Annotated in this window: 20 protein-coding genes and 1 tRNA gene; 12 read left to right on the forward strand and 9 right to left on the reverse strand. The window is 56.8% G+C overall.

Annotated elements, in window-relative coordinates:
- The first annotated feature begins 7 nt into the window (after positions 1-7).
- Positions 8-592 carry a DoxX family protein gene (locus ABJZ52_RS07775; RefSeq protein WP_348184562.1) on the forward strand — a complete coding sequence of 195 codons (585 nt, stop codon included), beginning with the start codon at positions 8-10 and terminating at the stop codon, positions 590-592.
- A 45-nt stretch (positions 593-637) separates the two neighbouring features.
- Positions 638-1690 (forward strand): low specificity L-threonine aldolase, encoded by a 1053-nt coding sequence (locus ABJZ52_RS07780; RefSeq protein ID WP_348184564.1) that lies wholly within the window; start codon positions 638-640, stop codon positions 1688-1690.
- Positions 1691-1758: 68 nt separating this feature from the next.
- Here the strand turns inward: ABJZ52_RS07780 and ABJZ52_RS07785 are convergent, their stop codons facing one another.
- Entirely contained in the window at positions 1759-2205 is a 447-nt protein-coding gene (locus ABJZ52_RS07785) for an Hsp20 family protein (RefSeq protein ID WP_348184566.1), read from the reverse strand.
- Positions 2206-2459: 254 nt separating this feature from the next.
- On the opposite strand from ABJZ52_RS07785, the gene ABJZ52_RS07790 reads away from it, so the two are divergent.
- Positions 2460-2882 carry a hypothetical protein gene (locus tag ABJZ52_RS07790; protein WP_348184568.1) on the forward strand — a complete coding sequence of 141 codons (423 nt, stop codon included), beginning with the start codon at positions 2460-2462 and terminating at the stop codon, positions 2880-2882.
- Positions 2883-3000: 118 nt separating this feature from the next.
- Entirely contained in the window at positions 3001-3942 is a 942-nt protein-coding gene (locus ABJZ52_RS07795; RefSeq protein ID WP_348184570.1) for an alpha/beta hydrolase, read from the forward strand.
- 27 nt (positions 3943-3969) lie between these two features.
- Here ABJZ52_RS07795 and hisN read toward each other — a convergent pair whose 3' ends face one another.
- Entirely contained in the window at positions 3970-4761 is a 792-nt protein-coding gene (gene hisN / locus ABJZ52_RS07800; RefSeq protein WP_348184572.1) for a histidinol-phosphatase, read from the reverse strand.
- A 319-nt stretch (positions 4762-5080) separates the two neighbouring features.
- Positions 5081-6001, reverse strand: a complete 921-nt coding sequence (locus tag ABJZ52_RS07805) for an N-formylglutamate amidohydrolase (RefSeq protein WP_348184574.1) — start codon at positions 5999-6001, stop codon at positions 5081-5083.
- Between the two features lie 191 nt (positions 6002-6192).
- Between ABJZ52_RS07805 and ABJZ52_RS07810 the strand changes: the two genes are divergently transcribed.
- The 4 genes from ABJZ52_RS07810 to ABJZ52_RS07825 all read left to right on the forward strand — a co-directional run bounded on the left by ABJZ52_RS07810 (position 6193) and on the right by ABJZ52_RS07825 (position 7816).
- A complete protein-coding gene (locus tag ABJZ52_RS07810) occupies positions 6193-6552 on the forward strand; it encodes a response regulator (protein ID WP_153771877.1) in 360 nt (119 codons plus the stop codon).
- A 144-nt stretch (positions 6553-6696) separates the two neighbouring features.
- Positions 6697-6771: transfer RNA gene (locus ABJZ52_RS07815), tRNA-Val, on the forward strand.
- A gap of 176 nt (positions 6772-6947) precedes the next feature.
- Positions 6948-7073 carry a type B 50S ribosomal protein L36 gene (ykgO, locus tag ABJZ52_RS07820; RefSeq protein ID WP_008551489.1) on the forward strand — a complete coding sequence of 42 codons (126 nt, stop codon included), beginning with the start codon at positions 6948-6950 and terminating at the stop codon, positions 7071-7073.
- Positions 7074-7159: 86 nt separating this feature from the next.
- On the forward strand, positions 7160-7816 hold the full coding sequence (locus ABJZ52_RS07825) for a tetratricopeptide repeat protein (protein WP_348184577.1): 657 nt from the start codon (positions 7160-7162) through the stop codon (positions 7814-7816).
- A gap of 18 nt (positions 7817-7834) precedes the next feature.
- Here ABJZ52_RS07825 and ABJZ52_RS07830 read toward each other — a convergent pair whose 3' ends face one another.
- On the reverse strand, positions 7835-8056 hold the full coding sequence (locus tag ABJZ52_RS07830; RefSeq protein WP_348184579.1) for a hypothetical protein: 222 nt from the start codon (positions 8054-8056) through the stop codon (positions 7835-7837).
- A gap of 79 nt (positions 8057-8135) precedes the next feature.
- On the opposite strand from ABJZ52_RS07830, the gene ABJZ52_RS07835 reads away from it, so the two are divergent.
- Positions 8136-8939, forward strand: coding sequence for an alpha/beta hydrolase (locus tag ABJZ52_RS07835; RefSeq protein WP_348184581.1), 804 nt, complete (start codon positions 8136-8138; stop codon positions 8937-8939).
- A 43-nt stretch (positions 8940-8982) separates the two neighbouring features.
- On the opposite strand, the gene ABJZ52_RS07840 is transcribed toward ABJZ52_RS07835, so the two are convergent.
- The 3 genes from ABJZ52_RS07840 to ABJZ52_RS07850 all read right to left on the reverse strand — a co-directional run bounded on the left by ABJZ52_RS07840 (position 8983) and on the right by ABJZ52_RS07850 (position 10473).
- The gene (locus ABJZ52_RS07840) at positions 8983-9243 is read right to left on the reverse strand and encodes a DUF2312 domain-containing protein (protein WP_348184583.1); all 261 of its coding nucleotides are present in this window, start codon (positions 9241-9243) and stop codon (positions 8983-8985) included.
- 103 nt (positions 9244-9346) lie between these two features.
- Complete coding sequence (locus ABJZ52_RS07845; RefSeq protein WP_348184585.1) at positions 9347-9643, reverse strand: DUF1244 domain-containing protein; 297 nt, start codon at positions 9641-9643, stop codon at positions 9347-9349.
- 14 nt (positions 9644-9657) lie between these two features.
- Complete coding sequence (locus tag ABJZ52_RS07850) at positions 9658-10473, reverse strand: N-formylglutamate amidohydrolase (RefSeq protein ID WP_348184587.1); 816 nt, start codon at positions 10471-10473, stop codon at positions 9658-9660.
- A 270-nt stretch (positions 10474-10743) separates the two neighbouring features.
- On the opposite strand from ABJZ52_RS07850, the gene ABJZ52_RS07855 reads away from it, so the two are divergent.
- From ABJZ52_RS07855 to pyk, 3 genes are all read left to right on the forward strand, one after another.
- Entirely contained in the window at positions 10744-12051 is a 1308-nt protein-coding gene (locus ABJZ52_RS07855; protein ID WP_348184589.1) for a glycerate kinase, read from the forward strand.
- Between the two features lie 123 nt (positions 12052-12174).
- Positions 12175-12582: a DUF1036 domain-containing protein gene (locus ABJZ52_RS07860; protein WP_348184591.1), complete on the forward strand. Its 408-nt coding sequence runs from the start codon at positions 12175-12177 to the stop codon at positions 12580-12582.
- Entirely contained in the window at positions 12579-14015 is a 1437-nt protein-coding gene (pyk, locus tag ABJZ52_RS07865) for a pyruvate kinase (RefSeq protein ID WP_348184593.1), read from the forward strand. Before ABJZ52_RS07860 ends, pyk begins: the two co-directional genes overlap by 4 nt.
- Positions 14016-14092: 77 nt before the next feature.
- Here pyk and ABJZ52_RS07870 read toward each other — a convergent pair whose 3' ends face one another.
- On the reverse strand, positions 14093-15913 hold the full coding sequence (locus tag ABJZ52_RS07870; RefSeq protein WP_348184595.1) for a DUF882 domain-containing protein: 1821 nt from the start codon (positions 15911-15913) through the stop codon (positions 14093-14095).
- A gap of 261 nt (positions 15914-16174) precedes the next feature.
- A complete protein-coding gene (locus tag ABJZ52_RS07875; RefSeq protein ID WP_348184597.1) occupies positions 16175-17767 on the reverse strand; it encodes a sigma-54 dependent transcriptional regulator in 1593 nt (530 codons plus the stop codon).
- Positions 17768-17816: the final 49 nt, after the last annotated feature.

Below are 17816 nucleotides of genomic sequence, written 5' to 3' on the forward strand. Positions count from 1 at the left end.
GGGAAATATGAGCACGATAATCGGACTACTCGTCAGTCTCTATCATACAGTCTTCGGCACGCTGGAGCGCCTCACTAACGGATGGTTCATCGGGCTTGCCGCCCGGTTTGTCTTTGCAAGCGTTCTTCTTGTCTATTTCATCAATTCTGCCCTCACAAAGATCGGTCCCGGAATTTTCGGCTTCCTGTCTCCAAGCTCTGGCGCATATGCGCAGATTCTCCCGGGGATGATGGAGCAGGTCAGTTACGATACGAGCCAGATTGCCTTCTTCCCCTATGGACTCATCGTTCTTTTGGGAACGTGGAGTGAGTTTATCCTTCCGGTGCTTGTCACACTCGGGCTTTTCACAAGAGCAGCCAGCCTTGGGATGATCGTCTTTGTGGTTGTCATGAGCTATGTCGACATCACCGGTCATCATGTTGACGCGGCAACGATCGGATCGCTTTTTGACGGCAACCCAGGTTCGCTCATCGCGGACCAGCGTCTGATGTGGGTTTTCGTGCTTCTGGTGCCGATGCTGAAGGGACCGGGTTTCGTATCGCTCGACGCCTTGCTTGGCTCCTACTATCGCAAGCGTGAACGCTACTACTGATCGAGTGATCTTGCCCCGGTTTGATAGAGCTGATTAAACCGGGGCATGAATTTTTCCAGCGATAATTGGGCGGGAGCCACGGCGCCGGTGATGGCTGCCCTGGCCCGTCATGCCACAGGGCTTGCCCCTGCCTATGGTTCTGACCCACTGACCGAGAGCGTTACGGCCCGGTTTTCAGAGATCTTTGAAACGGACGTCTCCGTGTTTTTCGTCGGAACGGGCACGGCGGCCAATTCGCTCGCCCTTGCAGCCTTCGCCAAGCCTGGCGGCGCGATCTTCTGTCATCCAGATTCTCATATTCAGGTTGATGAGTGTGGTTGCCCGGAATTCATGACCAGCGGCGGAAAACTGGTCTCGGTTCCAGGCGAAGATGGCAAATTTTCGGCTGAGGCGTTGCAGGAGGCCATGTCAGCCTTCCCTGATGGGGTTGTTCATCATGGGCAGGTCGCCAGCGTTTCCATCACGCAGTCGACCGAGTGCGGGACTGTCTACACCCTGGATGAAATCGCGCGGATCAAAAGCGTTGCGCTTGAGCGCGATGTCGCACTGCATATGGATGGTGCGCGATTTGCCAATGCTCTGGTTTCGCTTGGAGTAACACCGGCCGAGATGACATGGAAGGCGGGTGTCGACGTGCTGTCCTTTGGGGCAACCAAAAACGGATGCTGGTGCGCCGAGGCGGTCGTGTTCTTCAATCGGGAACAGGCGCGAGGGTTCGAGTATTTCCGCAAGCGCGGGGGGCACCTGTTTTCCAAAAGCCGTTTTGCAGCTGCGCAGTTCGAGGGCTATTTCGAAGAGGATGCCTGGCTCGGGACAGCAGCCCATGCGAATGAAATGGCGCAACGGCTCGCAGATGGTATCCGACTGGCTGGTGGGCGGACCGCTTGGCCGGTTGAAGCCAATGAAGTGTTTCCGGTCCTCAGGCGCGAGCTGGTTGAAAGGCTTCGCGATGGAGGCGCTGCGTTTTATGAATGGCCGGCCAAAGGGCTGGATCTTTCCATTGCGCCAACAGCGGATGAGGTCTGTTTGCGGCTCGTCACGAATTTTGCAACTTCTGAAGAAGACGTGGATGTTTTCCTGAACTTGCTGGGGGCGTAGAGCCTCCGGATAGAACAAAGGACGCCCGGTTTCCCGGGCGCCCGATCCGTTCTCTCAAACGAATGTGTTTAGTGAGCTTTGGTTTCGATCTGTTTTGGTGAGCCAGCGCCAATCTCGATCTTGCGCGGCTTCATGGCTTCCGGGAGTTCCCGGACAAGATCGATGTGCAGGAGGCCGTGCTCCAAATGAGCGCCGTCAACACGGACGTATTCCGCGATCTGGAAACGGCGTTCGAAAGCGCGGGAAGCTATGCCGCGATAAAGAATGTCGCGTTCGGCCTCTTCTTCCTGTTTCTCACCCTTGATCGTGAGCACGTGTTCCTTCGCTTCGACCGTGAGATCGGCTTCAGCAAAGCCTGCCACAGCCATGGTGATGCGATAGGTGTTCTCCCCCGTACGTTCAATGTTGTAGGGCGGGTAGCTCGGAGCGTCTGAATTTGCGGTGTCGAGCATTGAAAACAACCGGTCAAATCCGACGGTCGAGCGATAAAGTGGTGAAAAGTCCAAGTGACGCATGTGTTCTGTCCTCTTTAGTTGAGCAACGGATATGGTCTTGCTTCCCGGTCCCCCTATCTGGCGAGATGGAAAGCTCTATGTGAGCCCGATTGGCGCCCATAGAATCTAGATGGTGGCTGGCTTTTTCGCTTTCAAGTGGGTCGGCTTCTGCTGAACCGAAGATGAACAGGTGCTTCCGTTTCGGTTCAACCGCCTTGGAGCAAAGTCTCTTCAACATCAGTACAGCGCTGGTGATGGGAACGAGGAGACACGAGATGTTCATTGCCAAGAAATTCATAACTGCACCAGTTGCCGCCGCTCTTGTTGCTGCAACTCTGATCGGTACGGCTCAGGCGGGGTCTCGCCACCAGCAGGTTCCCGAGGCGCGTGGCGGAGCGATCACGCTGGAGATTGACTACCGGAAGGGGCAGCATAAAGGGCGCGGGAACGGGGCGAAGTGGGGTCATGGTGTCAAGCGCGGACACTGGGGCAAAATGGGTCCGCGCCAGGTCCGTCGCAGTCTGAAGCATCGCGGCTTTCACAAAATTCGCATCCTCGGCGAGCGCGGTCCTGTCTACATGATCCGTGCGCATGGCTGGCGCGGCATGCCGATGCGTCTCGTCGTTGACGGCCATACCGGCCAGATCCTTCGCAAACGCCCAATCCACCGTCACGGCCACTGGAACTATCGCTGGTGATCCGCGATTGCGAGCTGCATCAAAGGGCCGTTGCCATTTTGGCTGCGGCCGTTTGCAGTTGTGAGGTGCGTCGGCTGCAGCTATCAAAAGGGTGGTAAAACCTTGATGGACAGTGCCCGTGACTTTGATCGACCATCCGGACAATCCCATCCCCGAGGGTTCTAATTCGGGTTCGATACAAACCGGCGACGGTGTAGCGCTTCGCTACGCTCACTGGCCAGCGACAGGTAGCCCGCGCCGTGGAACTGTGACGCTTTTGCAGGGGCGGGCGGAGTTCATCGAAAAATACTTCGAGGTTGTCGAAGACCTGCGCCAGCGAGGTTTCGCGGTAATCGCATTCGACTGGCGTGGGCAGGGCGGATCCGAACGACTTTTGCGCAATCGTTGGAAGGGTCACATCGGCAACATGCGTCAGTTTCGCGAAGATCTTCATACGATCCTTCAGAAGGTATCTCTGGCCGAGTACCCGGGGCCTCACTTCGCTCTTGCCCATTCCACTGGCGGTGCCGTCTTGCTGTCCGATGCGCTTCGCTTGCGCACCATGCTTGACCGGGTTGTCCTCAGCTCGCCGCTTACGGGCATGCTTGACAATGGCTGGAAGGAGCGCTGGGCCTTTCGAGTTGCCGCCGCCCTCAAGTGGTTTGGCCTTGGCCGTCTTTATATTCCCGGTGGTAATGGCGATCTTTTCATCGACTTCGAAGAGAATCGGCAGACGTCGGATAAAACGCGGTTCGATCGCTTCAATGCCGTCCTTCGGCAAGCACCGGAACTGGGGCTTGGGTCGCCGACGATTGGCTGGCTCAATGCGGTCTCGAAAGCCATTTCATCGTTCCGCAAGCGAGAATACGGGCCAGGCGTCTCCTTGCCATGCCTCGTGATAGCGGCTGGCAAGGACAGGATTGTCTCGACGCCAGCCACCGAAGAGCTGGTGTCGCGGATGAAGTCGGCGGGCTATCTGGAAATCGCTGGCGCTGAGCATGAGCTGATGATGGAACGCGATGCCATTCGCGACCAGTTCTGGGCAGCCTTTGATGCGTTTATCCCCGGTCAGGCTGGCTGACAGGGGGGCTTTGTTCTCGGCACTTGCTCAGACTGCGGCGCTTGCCAGCTCCTTGAGAACCAGTTCGTGCAGTCTCGGGTCACCGCTTGCGACGATCTGCCCACCGTCTGCCGCGGACCCTCCGGTCCAGTTTGTCATGACGCCGCCGGCGCCTTCCACGATTGGAATCAGAGCGACAACGTCATAGGCTTGCAGGCCTGTTTCGACGACAAGGTCAGCGTGACCTGCGGCAACCATGCAATAGCCGTAGCAGTCGGTGCCATAGCGTGTCAGCTTGGTCCTGGCCTCTATCGCATCATATGCACTCCGTTCCTCGCCCTGGAATAGTGCGGGTGTGGTCGTGAACATGACTGCATCAGACAGGTCCTGGCAGGACCTTGTCTTTAACGACTTGGAGCCGATTGGACCCTTGTACCAGGCTGTCTTGCAGTCACCCACGTAAGCTTCCCTGACATAGGGCTGCATCATCATGCCGAGACGTGGGGTGCCTTTTTCTGTCAGGCCAATGAGTGTGCCCCAGGTCGGCAGGCCGGTGATGAAAGCGCGCGTTCCGTCGATTGGATCAAGCACCCAAACGTGTTCCGCATCGGTATTCTCGGGGCCATGTTCCTCGCCAAGGATCCCGTGATCGGGAAGCTCGGCATTGATCAGGGCTCGCATGGCGGTTTCCCCTGCCTTGTCGGCGACAGTCACCGGGTCGAAGCCACCTGCCAGCTTGTTTTCGACATCGTGCCCGGTTCTGAAGTGCGGCATGATGGCGTCGCTCGCCGCCGTTGCAAGGCGTTCGATAAAATCCGAGTAGATATGCGAAGTTCGCATGCCTTCATTGTCCATTGAGTGCACCTTGTGGTTGGGTGGCAGATCTTCTTGGCTGGCTGAGTGTCACGGCTATTGCTTATATAAAACAGGCGTTTGTTTTGATAAAGATTAGAGTGCATTTACTTGAAAAATGGGCAGTTGCTTAGAATTTGACCATGCCTTGCCTACAAGCTGCGCTTGACGTTTGTGCGATGCGGTGCGAATTTTATTGCAGCGCGAAACGAGCTTTCGTTTAGCGCCGCCCTCCTTGGGCGTTTCCTCCCTAGACTCGGGCCGCCTTTTGAGCGGCCCTTTTTTTATATTTTTTGGGGGGCGGAATTTACTCTGCGGCCAAGGCGTCGCCGATGAAGGACGCGTCAGGCATCGAAGTCAGGTCCCTTGCAAATCGCGCGAGGTCATCTGCCAGCGCGTTGAAGCCATTATGGGGTGCATGCGTGGCTTCATCCATGTACAGGCCCCGATTGATTTCGATCTGAAGCGCATGCAGACCCCGCGCCGGGCGGCCGTAGTGCTCCGTGATGAAGCCGCCTGCATAGGGTTTGTTGCGGTTGACCGAGTAGCCCATGCCAGACAGGAGTGATGCAGCATACTCCGTCAATTCGGGCGCACAGCTTGTACCGTAGCGGTCTCCGAGGATGAAGTCCGGGCGCTGGTCCGTTGTCTGACACCTAACGGTCGAGGGCATGGAGTGACAGTCGATGAGAATTGCATGGCTGAACATCACATGCGTTTGTGCGAGCAGTCGCCGCAGGGTCGAGTGATAAGGCTTGTAGATACCCTCGATCCGCAACAGCGCTTCGCTGACCGGCAGCCTGTGATGATAGATCTCCTGCGCTTCACTCACGACGCGTGCGACTGTCCCAAGGCCGCCTGCGACCCGAATGGAGCGAATGTTCGCGTAGGAAGGCAGCCGCCCCTCGAACATCTTCGGATCGAGCTCATAGGGCTCACGGTTCACATCAAGATAGGCGCGCGGAAAGTGTGCCCGCAAAAGTGGGGATCCGAGCGGTACGACATGTTTGAAGAGGCTGTCGACGAAGGCATCTTCAGACCGGCGAATGGTGCGGCTGTTCAGACGCGAAGCTTCCAAAAAGCTCTGCGGATACTGACAACCCGAATGGGGTGAGTTGAAAACAAAGGGTAGGCGCTGATCTGCCGGGGCAAGAACCTCGAAAGGCGGGTGGCCGTTGAAGTCGACCTGGTCAGTTCCGTATGGATCTCTGGGGCCGCTCGTCGCCAATTGATACCCTTTCGTTTCCTGACCTACTATGGTGCCAAGGAATTAACACTCAGTCCACAGAAACCGCCCGCCGTCCCCATCAGATCGGTTTCACTCTATCTTTACGCGGGATTCTCACTATAACCGAGCGGGAGGTTGGCGGGGCGTCACCCGTTAGAAATGGTTCCCTCGTGAGGTAATGGTTGCAAACGATGTCGCGTATCCTTCTTGCGGAAGATGACAACGACATGCGTCGTTTCCTGGCCAAGGCGCTTGAAAATGCCGGCCACGACGTTGTGTCTTTCGATAACGGCAAAAGCGCATATGAGCGTCTTCGGGAGGAGCCCTTTTCGCTGCTTCTCACCGATATCGTAATGCCTGAGATGGATGGCATCGAGTTGGCGCGCCGTGCGACGCAGCTGGATCCCGACTTGAAGGTCATGTTCATCACCGGCTTTGCGGCTGTCGCGCTCAACCCGGAATCTGATGCGCCAAAGGATGCAAAGGTCCTTTCCAAGCCTTTCCACCTGAAAGACCTGGTTCAGGAAGTGGATAAAATGCTCGCCGCCTGATGGTTGGGGGCGGCTTTTGGCCGGTATCCGGTTGCTATGTGGAATTGTTTGACGGTTCTGTGAAAAAGGGTGTTGCGTCGGTCACAGATCCTCGTTATATCGCTCCCCACCACAGCGTTTCGGCGCAGTGATACCGAGTAATTCGGGCGTGTAGCTCAGCGGGAGAGCACTTCGTTGACATCGAAGGGGTCACAGGTTCAATCCCTGTCACGCCCACCATTTTTGCGCTGTTGGCCATTACGGGCTTGATCGGCGCGGGTCTTCCCGGACCAAGAAAATCGGCGCAATGGATCTTCCATGCTGCGGTTTTTCCGGAGAGGGCCAGTCACAGCGAGCGCTTGGGGGCGCTCGTTTCATGTTTACGGGTAAGTAAGGCCCTTTCGGGGGACAGTGTCATGAAGATCAAGAATTCGCTTAAAGCGCTTATGGGACGTCACCGCGACAACCGTATGGTTCGCCGTAAAGGCCGCGTCTACATCATCAACAAGAAAAACCCGCGCTTCAAAGCTCGCCAGGGCTGATGCGGGGCGCGATCTCGCGCCTTTGTGATCTCTTGATTGTCCGTTTAACGGATTGACCGCTGCAGCCGACAGGATATCTTGTCGGCATGCGGCTTTTTCTGTTTGTCATTTTGATTCTTGGAGCCATGGGCTCCGCCCTTGCACAGACGTTCCCGGACTTGGGGCCGGAGGCTGGTGTTCCGTCTGTCGATGATCTGGATACGTTGATACCGGACGTCGATGCGGACCAACCTGCTGTTGTCGATCCGGACGGTCCACCTGAGGCCTCCGAGCTGGATGCCCTGTTTGTGCGTTTAAAAGATGCTGATGGAGTTTCCGAGGCGAGCCGGATCGCGCGACAGATACAGCTTCTCTGGCTGGATTCGGGCAGTGATACAGTCGACCTGATGATGGCGCGGGCTGGTCAGGCGCTGAAGGCTGAAAATCACGCCTTGGCGCTCGATATGCTCGACATTGTCGTGACGCTTTCCCCGGACTTTGCCGAAGGCTGGAATCGCAGGGCGACCGTCTTCTATATGCGACGGGATTTCGCCCGTTCTCTTGTCGATATCGAACGAACGCTTGCACTGGAGCCGCGCCATTGGGGCGCCATGTCGGGACTTGCGATCATCCAGCGCCGTCTCGGACAGGAAAACCGGGCACTGGATACTTTCAAGAAAGCCGTCGAAATTCACCCCGGTCTGACCAATGCTCTCGAAACGATTGAGACTTTGGAAAAAGAAGCTGCCGGTGAGCCAATCTGAGCAGCTTGAACCGGTGGCTCAGTCGGCACGCCTTGCCCTTTTCCAGTTGTCGGGCAAGTCGTCTCCGAGAGACTGAAAAACCCTTTCGAATTGATCCTTGAGCGAATGAACATTCAGGTGTTGATCTTTCTTCTGTCTGCTTTCCCCTTGGCCCTGCTCATCTACACCCTTGTGAGAAGCCGCCGTATCGCAGGAGAATTTCCGCCAGAAGGCGAGCTGAAGACCGTTGGAGGTGTCCATTTCCACTATCACTATCGAAAACGCTTCTCTGGATCTGTGTCTCTGCCCGTCCTGGTGTTTATCCACGGAGCCAGCGGGAATGCCCTGGACCAAAAAAATAGCGTTCGAAGGACAGTTTGATGAAGACTTCGATCTGCTGTTCGTGGATCGGCCCGGACTTGGGCACAGCAGTCGCCGGATGCCCGATCACAGGGACCCGATCGAACAGGCGCGATCAATCGGAGCGCTTCTGGATGCATTGGGCATCTCATCGTGTTTCGTCGTTGGACATTCGCTCGGCGCAGCTGTCACGGCCGCCCTTGCGTTGGAGCGAGCTGATCTCGTTCGGGGCCTCGCCTTTCTCGCTGCTGCGACCCATCCATGGCCGGGCGGTGTGAACTGGTACTATCAGGTTGCTGCAAGGCCCGTTTTGGGGCCTGTATTTTGCTGGACGCTGACATTGCCCGTCGGGGAACTTTTGGCTCCCAAGTCACTCACGCAAGTGTTCGCCCCCGATCATGTGCCGCCGAATTATGCGAATGAGATTGGCTTGCCTTTGCTTTTTCGCCCGCACAGCTTTCGCGCCAACGCGCAGGACGTTGCAAGCCTCAAGCGATGTTTGTCTCGGCAGTCCGAGCGATATGGAGAAATAGATCAGCCTAAACTTGTGGTCACAGGCACACATGACAGTGTTGTGTGGCCAAGCATTCACAGCGACGGTTTGATGCGAGATCTGGGCAGTGCAAGATTACTGGTGCTTGAGGGTGCCGGGCATATGCCGCACCATACGCATTCAGTTCAGATCGCGGCCGAGATCCGCGAAATGATGGCAGCTTTGATGGACGATGAGGATATGAGTTCTGATTCTGGGCCGTCCGGCGTGCAGAACGAGTCGGTATGGTAGGCGTTCAGCGGCAGGGATGCCGCTGAACTGCGTTGCGCTGGCTTTAACCTTCGGCGGAGCCGGCCATGCCGAGAGCGTGGAGATAGAGATCTAGAACAGCCTCTTCTTCTTCTCGTTCATGTGGCTGTTTCTTGCGCAGGGAAACGACCTTGCGCAGGATCTTTACGTCGTAGCCATTGCCCTTGGCTTCCGCGTAGACGTCCTTGATGTCATCGGAGATGACCTTCTTTTCTTCTTCGAGGCGCTCGATACGCTCAATGAAAGCGCGCAGCTGATCGCCGGCCACTCCGCCCGGATCTGACATGGGGATGCTTCTCCTTGTTGGTATTGTTGTCGCTTGGTTTGAAGTTGGAATGTGCCGTGCCAGAGATGATTGGCAAGGTCAAGCCGCTTCGCCGTTCCAGTCCTCAATGCTCTGGTTTGTTCACTTCGAAGGCTGCTTTTTGTTCTGCGGTTGCCTCACTCTGGAATTTTTCCTTCCATTCCGAATAAGGCATTCCATAGACGATTTCCCGTGACGATTCCTTGTCCATTTCAAGGCCGTGCTCTTCGGCGGCGTCACGGTACCAGTTCGACAGGCAGTTTCTGCAAAAGCCGGCCAGGTTCATCATGTCGATGTTTTGAACATCAGTTCGGTCCTGCAGATGTGAAACAAGGCGGCGAAACACTGCTGCTTCGAGTTCGGTTTGCGTGTTCTTGTCCATATGGCTCTCCTAGCTCAATCGGTGCGATCGGCTCGCGATTGATGATGGCTGATTTGCCTGAGGTCGGCACGTTTCCTCAAATCTTCAAGGATGGGCTGCAGTCTATCTGCCCATTCCAACACGCCAGGCCGGTCGGCGATCAGATCCTGCCTGACCTCTAGCAGGGCGTGGGCAATGCCTTTGCGTGTGGCATGTCGGTACATGGTGTCGTTCTTGAGAGCTCCGTCGTAGGGTTCGTTGTCCCCGACCACGAGGTCTTTCTGGGCTTTCAGCTGGTTGATAAATGGGCGCACGGCGCGCTCATCGCTGTCCCATAAAATGCCGGCATGCCAAGGTCGCGGCACCCCGCGCCAGACGGCTGTGTAGCTGTGGATCGAGATGATGACCGGTGGTGGTGCCTTGCCGAGCATCACGTCGAGAGTTGCGTCGACCAGGTCATGGTACGGGCGATGAAAGCGGGCAATGCGGCTTTGCCGTTCTGTCTGGTCAATGCGGGCATTCCCGGGAATCACGGCGCCGTCCGAGAGCCGCATCACGATTGTCGGGTCGTCCTCACCCCGGTTGGGATCGATCAGAAGCCGGGAGTAGGTCGTCATCAATGCTGGTGCGCCAAGACGTTCGGCCAATTCCACGGTCAATGGCCGGACACCGATGTCGTAGCCGATATGCCTTTCGAACTCTTCCGCTGGCAAGCCGAGGTCGCCATATTCTGGCGGCACCGCATTTCTGGCGTGATCGCACAGCAGCAGAAGTCCTCCAGCGAGGTCCCCTTCTATGGTCTCGGTGGGGTCGAACCGGGCGTTTGCGGGCGCGCTGGGAGCGTTGGGCATGGCGGCTGATGAACTGTCTGCTTGGTCAATTGCTGTTGTGAACGCACTTGCCGTGCGCGGTTTAGATTTAGACCAAGCGCCGCAATGAACCAAGCCTGTTGGCGTCTGGATCGACGTAAGGAGCGATCAAATTCGGAAAAGCTGCTATTTCAGGCGGTAACGGCCTTGGCGTGGCGCGGACAACGCTGCAAATTGACGGAAACCTTGTGATTCTTTTCAGCGCATACGTTTTGTGCCGCGACTGAAGAAAGCGCAAATGAAAGGCAAAGCATGACTGAGGAACGCCCGAACCAGGAGCTGCTTCGTGCCATGTTCGGTGCAGCCGTAGCAGCGGCGCTTCCGGAGAATTGCCTTCCACCGTATCTACCTGCTCCGGCGGAACACGGTCGGATCGTTCTGCTTGCCGCAGGTAAAGGCGCTGGGGCAATGCTGGAAGTGGCGGAGCGGCACTATCGTGAGACCTTGGGGCTGGGTCGTGATCGATTGATCGGGCTCGGTGTGACCCGCCATGGCTATGGTCGTCCTACCGGAACGATCGAGTTGATTGAGGCAGGTCATCCGGTTCCGGACGAGGCTGGTGTAAATGCGACACGCCGATGCCTGGAGCTGGTCAAGGCCGCACGCCCCGGCGACCACATCGTTGTTCTGCTTTCAGGCGGTGGGTCGGCCAACTGGATTGCGCCTGTCACGGGTGTGACGCTTGATGACAAGCAAACGCTGACGAAGGCATTGCTGAGATCCGGCGCAACAATCGACGAGATCAACAAGGTGCGTAAGCATCTCTCGCGCATCAAGGGTGGTCGGTTGGCTGCCCTTGTCGGCGATGCACGCATGACGACGCTGGCCATCTCTGATGTTCCCCATGACGACCCTGCTGCCATCGCATCCGGTCCGACTGTCCCGGATGGTTCGACGCTTGCGGATGCCCGTGAAATTTGCACACGCTACGACCTTGAGCTTCCCGAGTCTGTGCGCATGGCCTTGGATGATCCCGAGAACGAGACGCTGAAGCCAGATGATCCGGCTTTTGAGCGAGCGGAATTCAAGATCGTTGCCCGGCCTCAAGCGTCACTGGAAGCTGCTGGCGAGATTGCACGACTTGCGGGTTACGAACCTGTTTTCCTCGGAGACAGCCTTGAGGGTGAAGCCAGAGACCGTGCACGAGAGCATGCCGACCTTGCAAAGCAACTCGCCAAGGACGGACGGAGGGCTGTCTTCCTCTCTGGTGGCGAGCTGACGGTGACTATCGCTGGTGACGGCATTGGCGGACCGAATCAGGAGTATGCGTTGGCGTTGGCCTTGGCATTGTCAGAAACTCCGATGGTCTCCGGGCTGGCTGCCGACACGGATGGAACGGACGGTGGAAAAGGTTTGGCGAGTGATCCTGCCGGTGCCTATGTTTTTCCCTCGACCATTGGCCGAGCACGTTCTTTCGGCCTTGATCCCGCCTCATTTTTGGTCAGAAACGATAGTACGCGTTTCTTTCATGCGCTTTCGGACCTTCTTGTCCCCGGTCCGACTTTTACAAACGTCAACGACTTTCGAGCTATCATCGTTGACAATACTGACATGTCCTAGCAAAAAGCTAATGTTATAAAGCCGCGAGACAAACGACTGAATATGAGCAACGATGGGGAACGACGCCGGACGGGGCCTCTTGGGCTTTTCCGATTTGCTGTGAAAACGGCATTGGGCGCATGCGTGACTCTGCTGCTTTTGTCAGCAACTGGTGGTGTGGCAAAGGCAGACCTTCGTCTATGCAACAAGACGGAGAGCAAGGTCGGAATTGCAATCGGTTACAAAGACAAGACCGAATGGATTACCGAAGGCTGGTGGAATTTAGACGAGAATTCCTGTGAAACACTTGTTCCAGGGCCCCTCGTGTCACGCTACTATTACATCTACGCTGTCGATTATGACCAATTCGGCGAATGGGGTGGACGTGCGTTCATGTGTACGCGCGAAAAGGAATTCACCATTCGCGGTATTGAAGACTGTGTGGCTCGCGGCTTTGAGCGCACAGGTTTTTTTGAGATCGACACGGGTGAGCAGAGTAGCTGGACAGTTCAGCTGACAGAGCCCGTGCAACAGGGGACAGGCGGGCGATGAGACGTAACCGACGAGTTAAGATACTAGCAACTCTCGGACCCTCCTCTTCAGAACAAGACATCATCGAGAAGCTGTATTGCTCCGGTGCGGATGTGTTCCGCATCAACATGAGCCATACTGACCATGATCGTCTCAAGATGCTCGTTGAGCGCATCCGTTCGGTTGAGGAAAAGGTTGGGCGGCCGATCGGAATTCTTGCTGATCTGCAAGGGCCGAAACTTCGGGTTGGCATCTTCAAGGATGGCCCGGTCATGCTTGAAAACGGTTCGACCTTCACGTTGGATTCGGATCCGGCTGAAGGTGATGTGAACCGCGTTCAGCTGCCACATCCGGAAATCTTGAAGGCACTCGAGCCGACGCACCGTCTGCTTCTGGACGATGGCAAGATTCAGCTTCGTGTCGTTGAGTGCACGGACACGTCTGCGGTGACTGAAGTCATCGTCGGCGGCAAGCTTTCCAACCGCAAGGGCGTCAGCGTTCCCGATTCTGAAATCGCGACGAGCGCGATGACGGAGAAGGATCATCGCGATCTTGTCGCAGCTCTTGAGCAGAATGTTGACTGGGTTGCGCTTTCCTTTGTTCAGCGTCCGGATGATATCGCCGAAGTGCGCAAGATCACACGCGGCCGCGCAGGTGTTCTGGCGAAGATCGAAAAGCCTCAGGCGATCGGTCGTTTGGCTGAAATCATCGAACTTTCCGACGCCATCATGGTGGCGCGTGGCGACCTCGGAGTCGAGATGCCGCTTGAGCAGGTGCCAGGTCTGCAAAAGCAGATCACGCGCGCAGCAAGGCGTGCGGGCAAGCCGGTCGTGATCGCAACACAGATGCTGGAATCCATGATTTCTGCTCCGGTGCCTACACGTGCTGAAGTTTCTGACGTCGCAACTGCGGTTTTCGAAGGCGCTGATGCGGTCATGTTGTCTGCAGAATCTGCCGCCGGCGATTTCCCGGTTGAAGCTGTCGAGACCATGGACAAGATCGCGCAGGAAGTGGAGCAGGATCCGAATTTCCTGAACATCATCCATGCGCAACGTACTGAGCCGGAAGCGACAGGCGCTGATGCGATCTCCGCCGCGGCGCGGCAAATTGCTGAAACGCTGAACCTTGCGGCGGTTGTCTGTTACACGACGTCGGGCGCGACTGGTTTGCGCGCTTCACGCGAGCGTCCATCCTCGCCGCTTATCGTGTTGTCGCCGGTTGTTGCAACAGCACGACGGCTTGCGCTGGCCTGGGGGCTTCATTGTGTGGTCAGCGAAGACGCGGCCAATGAGGACGATATGGTCGATCGTGCGTGTCGTATCTCTGTCACCGAAGGTTATGCCAAGCCCGGGCAACGGGTCATCGTAACAGCTGGGGTGCCTTTCGGGACGCCTGGCTCGACCAACATGCTGAGGATTGCCTTTGTCGGCAGCGACGGGCAGGGCGGCGTTTGACAGTCTAATCGATTAGACAATCCAACGTAAAAAGGCGGCCGCATGGGCCGCCTTTTTTGTTTGATCCGATGAGCGACTTAGCGTGCGAATGTCACAGGCAGGACAATGACGGCCGGTCCGTCAAAGCGATCCGTACGCAACGCACCGTAGGGGAAGATCTCGAAGCCGCCGCTGACGAACCTGTTGCCCGGCGCAAGGAAATTTTCCAGCGTTCTCTGCTTTGGATGACTGAGCGACGCGAAAAGCCCATGCCGGGTGGTGCCGTTGCCGGAAATCAGGCGAGGTTCGGTTTTGTCTGGCAAGCCGGCAAATCCTGCGAGCGGATCCTTGATTTCATCAAGCGGGATGCGACCAGAAACGGACCTCGCGACGGCATTGGTTGCAGCGCCCGGTCGCGGAAGTTGCGAAGCTGCCACGGAGGATGCGCTGCGAGGGACAGGTTTGGAAAGCGATGGCACGGCTGTTGCCGACGCATAGGCGAGCGTTGCCGGTGCCAAGGTGTCAGACGCTGGCAAAACCGTGCTGCCGCCAGTTGCAGCCACTATAGCTGCGACCGGGTCCGTCGCTGGCGCGACCGGCGGGACCGGTACATTTCCGGAAATGCTTTGTTCGTTCAGTGCAGCCGCCTGGGTTGCCGCGACCAGTTGGTCAGCGGGTTTTTGCGCAGGTAGTCTTGTGGCGACGTCGAACCTGCTGCTATCGGCGAGCGGAGCTGGGGAAGCCGGTGTGATGCCCTGTTCGAGTGCAACACGTTGACTGTCCAGCGTATTGGGCGCTGCAGCAGATGCCAGCTGCGTTGTGGCTTCAGCTTGAGCCGGTAGATCTGGTGCGATAGACGGCTTTGAAGACGGAACGATCCCGGCAACTATAATCCTGTCATCGGCTTGCGGGGCAGCTTCGGGTTCGGCGCCTTCCTTCAGCACGGGAATTGGCGGTGCCTCGGTGGCAGGAGCCGCAGCGCGAGCTGGTGACGAGTTGTCACCAGACCTGCGAACACCAGGCAACGCACCCGGTGGAAGTGGTGCGTCGTTTGGTCGAACGGCTGCGACTCTTGATCGTTGTGCCACGTCATTCGAATTGTTGTTGCGGAACAGTGACGCAAGGAGGTTTCCGCCACCTGAGGCCTGCGTTTCCACAGGTGAGGGCCGCACAATGTCACCAGAATTTCGTGCCGACTGACCAGTGGTTCCGCCTGATCGCACCACAGGTGCGGGGCTTCTACTGGCGACGATCGTCGGGCTGCTCGAACGCTTCTTGCCTGACTTGCTTTCTGCGAGTGCGAGCTTGTACCCCTTCATCGGTTTGCCATCCGACGGGAAATGCAGAGTCTTTCCATCCGGGAAGACCTTGGCAAGCTGAGATCGTGTCATGCGCGGCCAATGACGGACACTGCCGGTGTCCATGTGAACGAAGGGCGAACCCGATCGCGGATAGTAGCCGACGCCACCGACTTCCTGACGCAAGCCCGTTGCACGCAATTTGGCCAGGTTCACGCCAGGGATATAGAAATCCATGGCCTTGCCAAGCGTATGCTGGCTGTTTTTGGCAACGCCACGTGAGCGCTTGCGAAGCATGTTGTTGGTGGCAGGCGAGCGGTAGCTGGAGACGACGTATATCGGTTTTTTGCCACGAACCTTCTGATAGACTTCCCAGACAAGGTCGAGCAGCTTTGGATCGATGTTGGTGATCTCGTTGCGGCGCCAGTCGCGTAGAAACCGATTTGCTTCACGCAGACCCGAAGGAATATAGCGGCCGTTCTTCTTGAACGTGACTTCGACGCGTTCCTTGGTGTGCGTATTATAGAGCTTCAGCGTCCGGGTCTCAGCGGATGCAGTGCCAATTGCAAAAATGGGCAGTGATGCCAGCAGACACAAAAGGGTTGCCGCACGCTGCAGCATCCTTACGGCGTCGAATCCAACTAACCGTTTACGCAAAATACCATCTCGCCGTTTTTGATGGCCCTTGGCCCATCCCTTGCTCCCCAGCAAAAGCGAAAATAGCTCTCGCAGGTTAAGAAGCTTTTACCCTGTTTTCATTTGAGCCAAAAACGTGGCGGAATTGCAACTTCGCTTTCTTTTTTTGAGAAAGTTTTATCCTGAAAAAGGCGAGCTAAAATCGGGCGCCGACCGTCAGTCGTCCGCTATGGCTTCGCCGTTGTGTCAGGCAGCTGCATCCTTGTTGCCGTCCTGATCCTCCAAACCGTATTCTTTCAGCTTTCGATAGAGTGTCGAGCGGCCAATGCCCAGACGCTTGGCGACCTCTGTCATACGACCTGAATAATGGTTGATTGCGGTTCGAATAAGTTCTTCTTCCATGTCCGCAAGCTTGCGGACATGGCCGTCATTGTCGAGGCTACGCATGAACCCGAAGGGAGCCGCGTGGCGAAAGGCGTCTTGAGATGCTGCAGAGTGTGATTGCTCGATCTGGTCATGATCCGGCATTGCCGTGTCTGAAGCCTGACCGTCAGCAGGGGGCGTCGTGGATGCTTCTGCCGTCGTTGATACGCGGATCGTATGGGCTGGCGTGGACGGGCGGCCCGACATCGCTGGGCTATGGTCGATCGCAGCAGCGACTTGGGGGAAATCATCAACAGACAGACTGGCGCCATCGCAGAGAACAACGGCGCGGAACACGGTGTTCTCAAGCTGGCGGATATTACCTGGCCAATTGTAAGCCTGAAGCATGGCAAGGGCGTCAGGCGTGATGCTCGCAACCTGCGGCTTTCGTTCTTCTGCGGCAAAGCGCGCAAGGAAGTGACGGGTTAGCGCGGGGACATCCTCAGGTCGATCACGCAGCGGCGGGATCCAGATGGGGAATACATTCAGGCGATAGTAGAGATCTTCGCGGAATGCCCCTTCCTTGACCTGGTCGATCAATCGACGATTTGTCGCAGAAATCAGGCGGAAATCGACTTTTGCAGGACGCTTGGCACCTATGGGGTCGATCTCGTTTTCCTGAATTGCACGCAGCAATTTGACTTGAACCTCCGGTGGCAGCTCGCCGACCTCGTCGAGGAAGAGAGTGCCGCCATGGGCTTCCTGAAATTTTCCGACATGCTTTTCGACTGCGCCGGTGAAAGCACCTTTTTCGTGACCGAACAGGATCGACTCGACCAGATTGTCGGGAATGGCACCGCAATTGACCGTCACGAGCGGTTTGGACTTGCGGTCTCCCGACCCCTGAATAGCGCTGGCGATCAGCTCTTTTCCGACGCCGCTTTCACCTTCGATCAGGATCGGGATGTTCGACGAGGCGGCACGTTTGCCAAGATTGATCACACGTTCCATCGCAGGTGAATGTGTGATGATATCCGAGAAGGTCAGTGTGCCGGAGGCCTGCTTGCGAAAGCGGGTGATTTCTCCCTCGAGCGCGGATGTCTTCAAAAGGTTGCGAATGGAGACATCCAGGCGTTCTGGCCCCACGGGTTTGACGACGAAGTCCTGGGCACCCGCGTTCATTGCGCTTACGACCGCATCGATCCCGCCATGTGCTGTCTGAACAATCACAGGTACCGAAATCTTTTGGCCGCGAATTTTGGTCAGGACGCCGATTCCATCAAGCTCCGGCATGACCATGTCCAAGATGACAAGGTCGACGTCAGCGCCTTCCGATCCGGTCAGGATACGCACCGCTTCAGCGCCATCTTCGGCGAGTTTGACCTTGTGTCCAAATTTCTGAACAGCCTCTTGAAGCAGGCGCCGCTGGATCGGATCGTCGTCGACTATCAGGATTTTGCCGCTATTGGACTGCATCTTCGCCGTTCCCGGATGTTCTATTTTGTCTCAATTCGGGCCATTCTGG

Origin of the sequence: Roseibium sp. (assembly GCF_039982295.1) — a bacterium.
Classification (GTDB): Bacteria; Pseudomonadota; Alphaproteobacteria; order Rhizobiales; family Stappiaceae; genus Roseibium.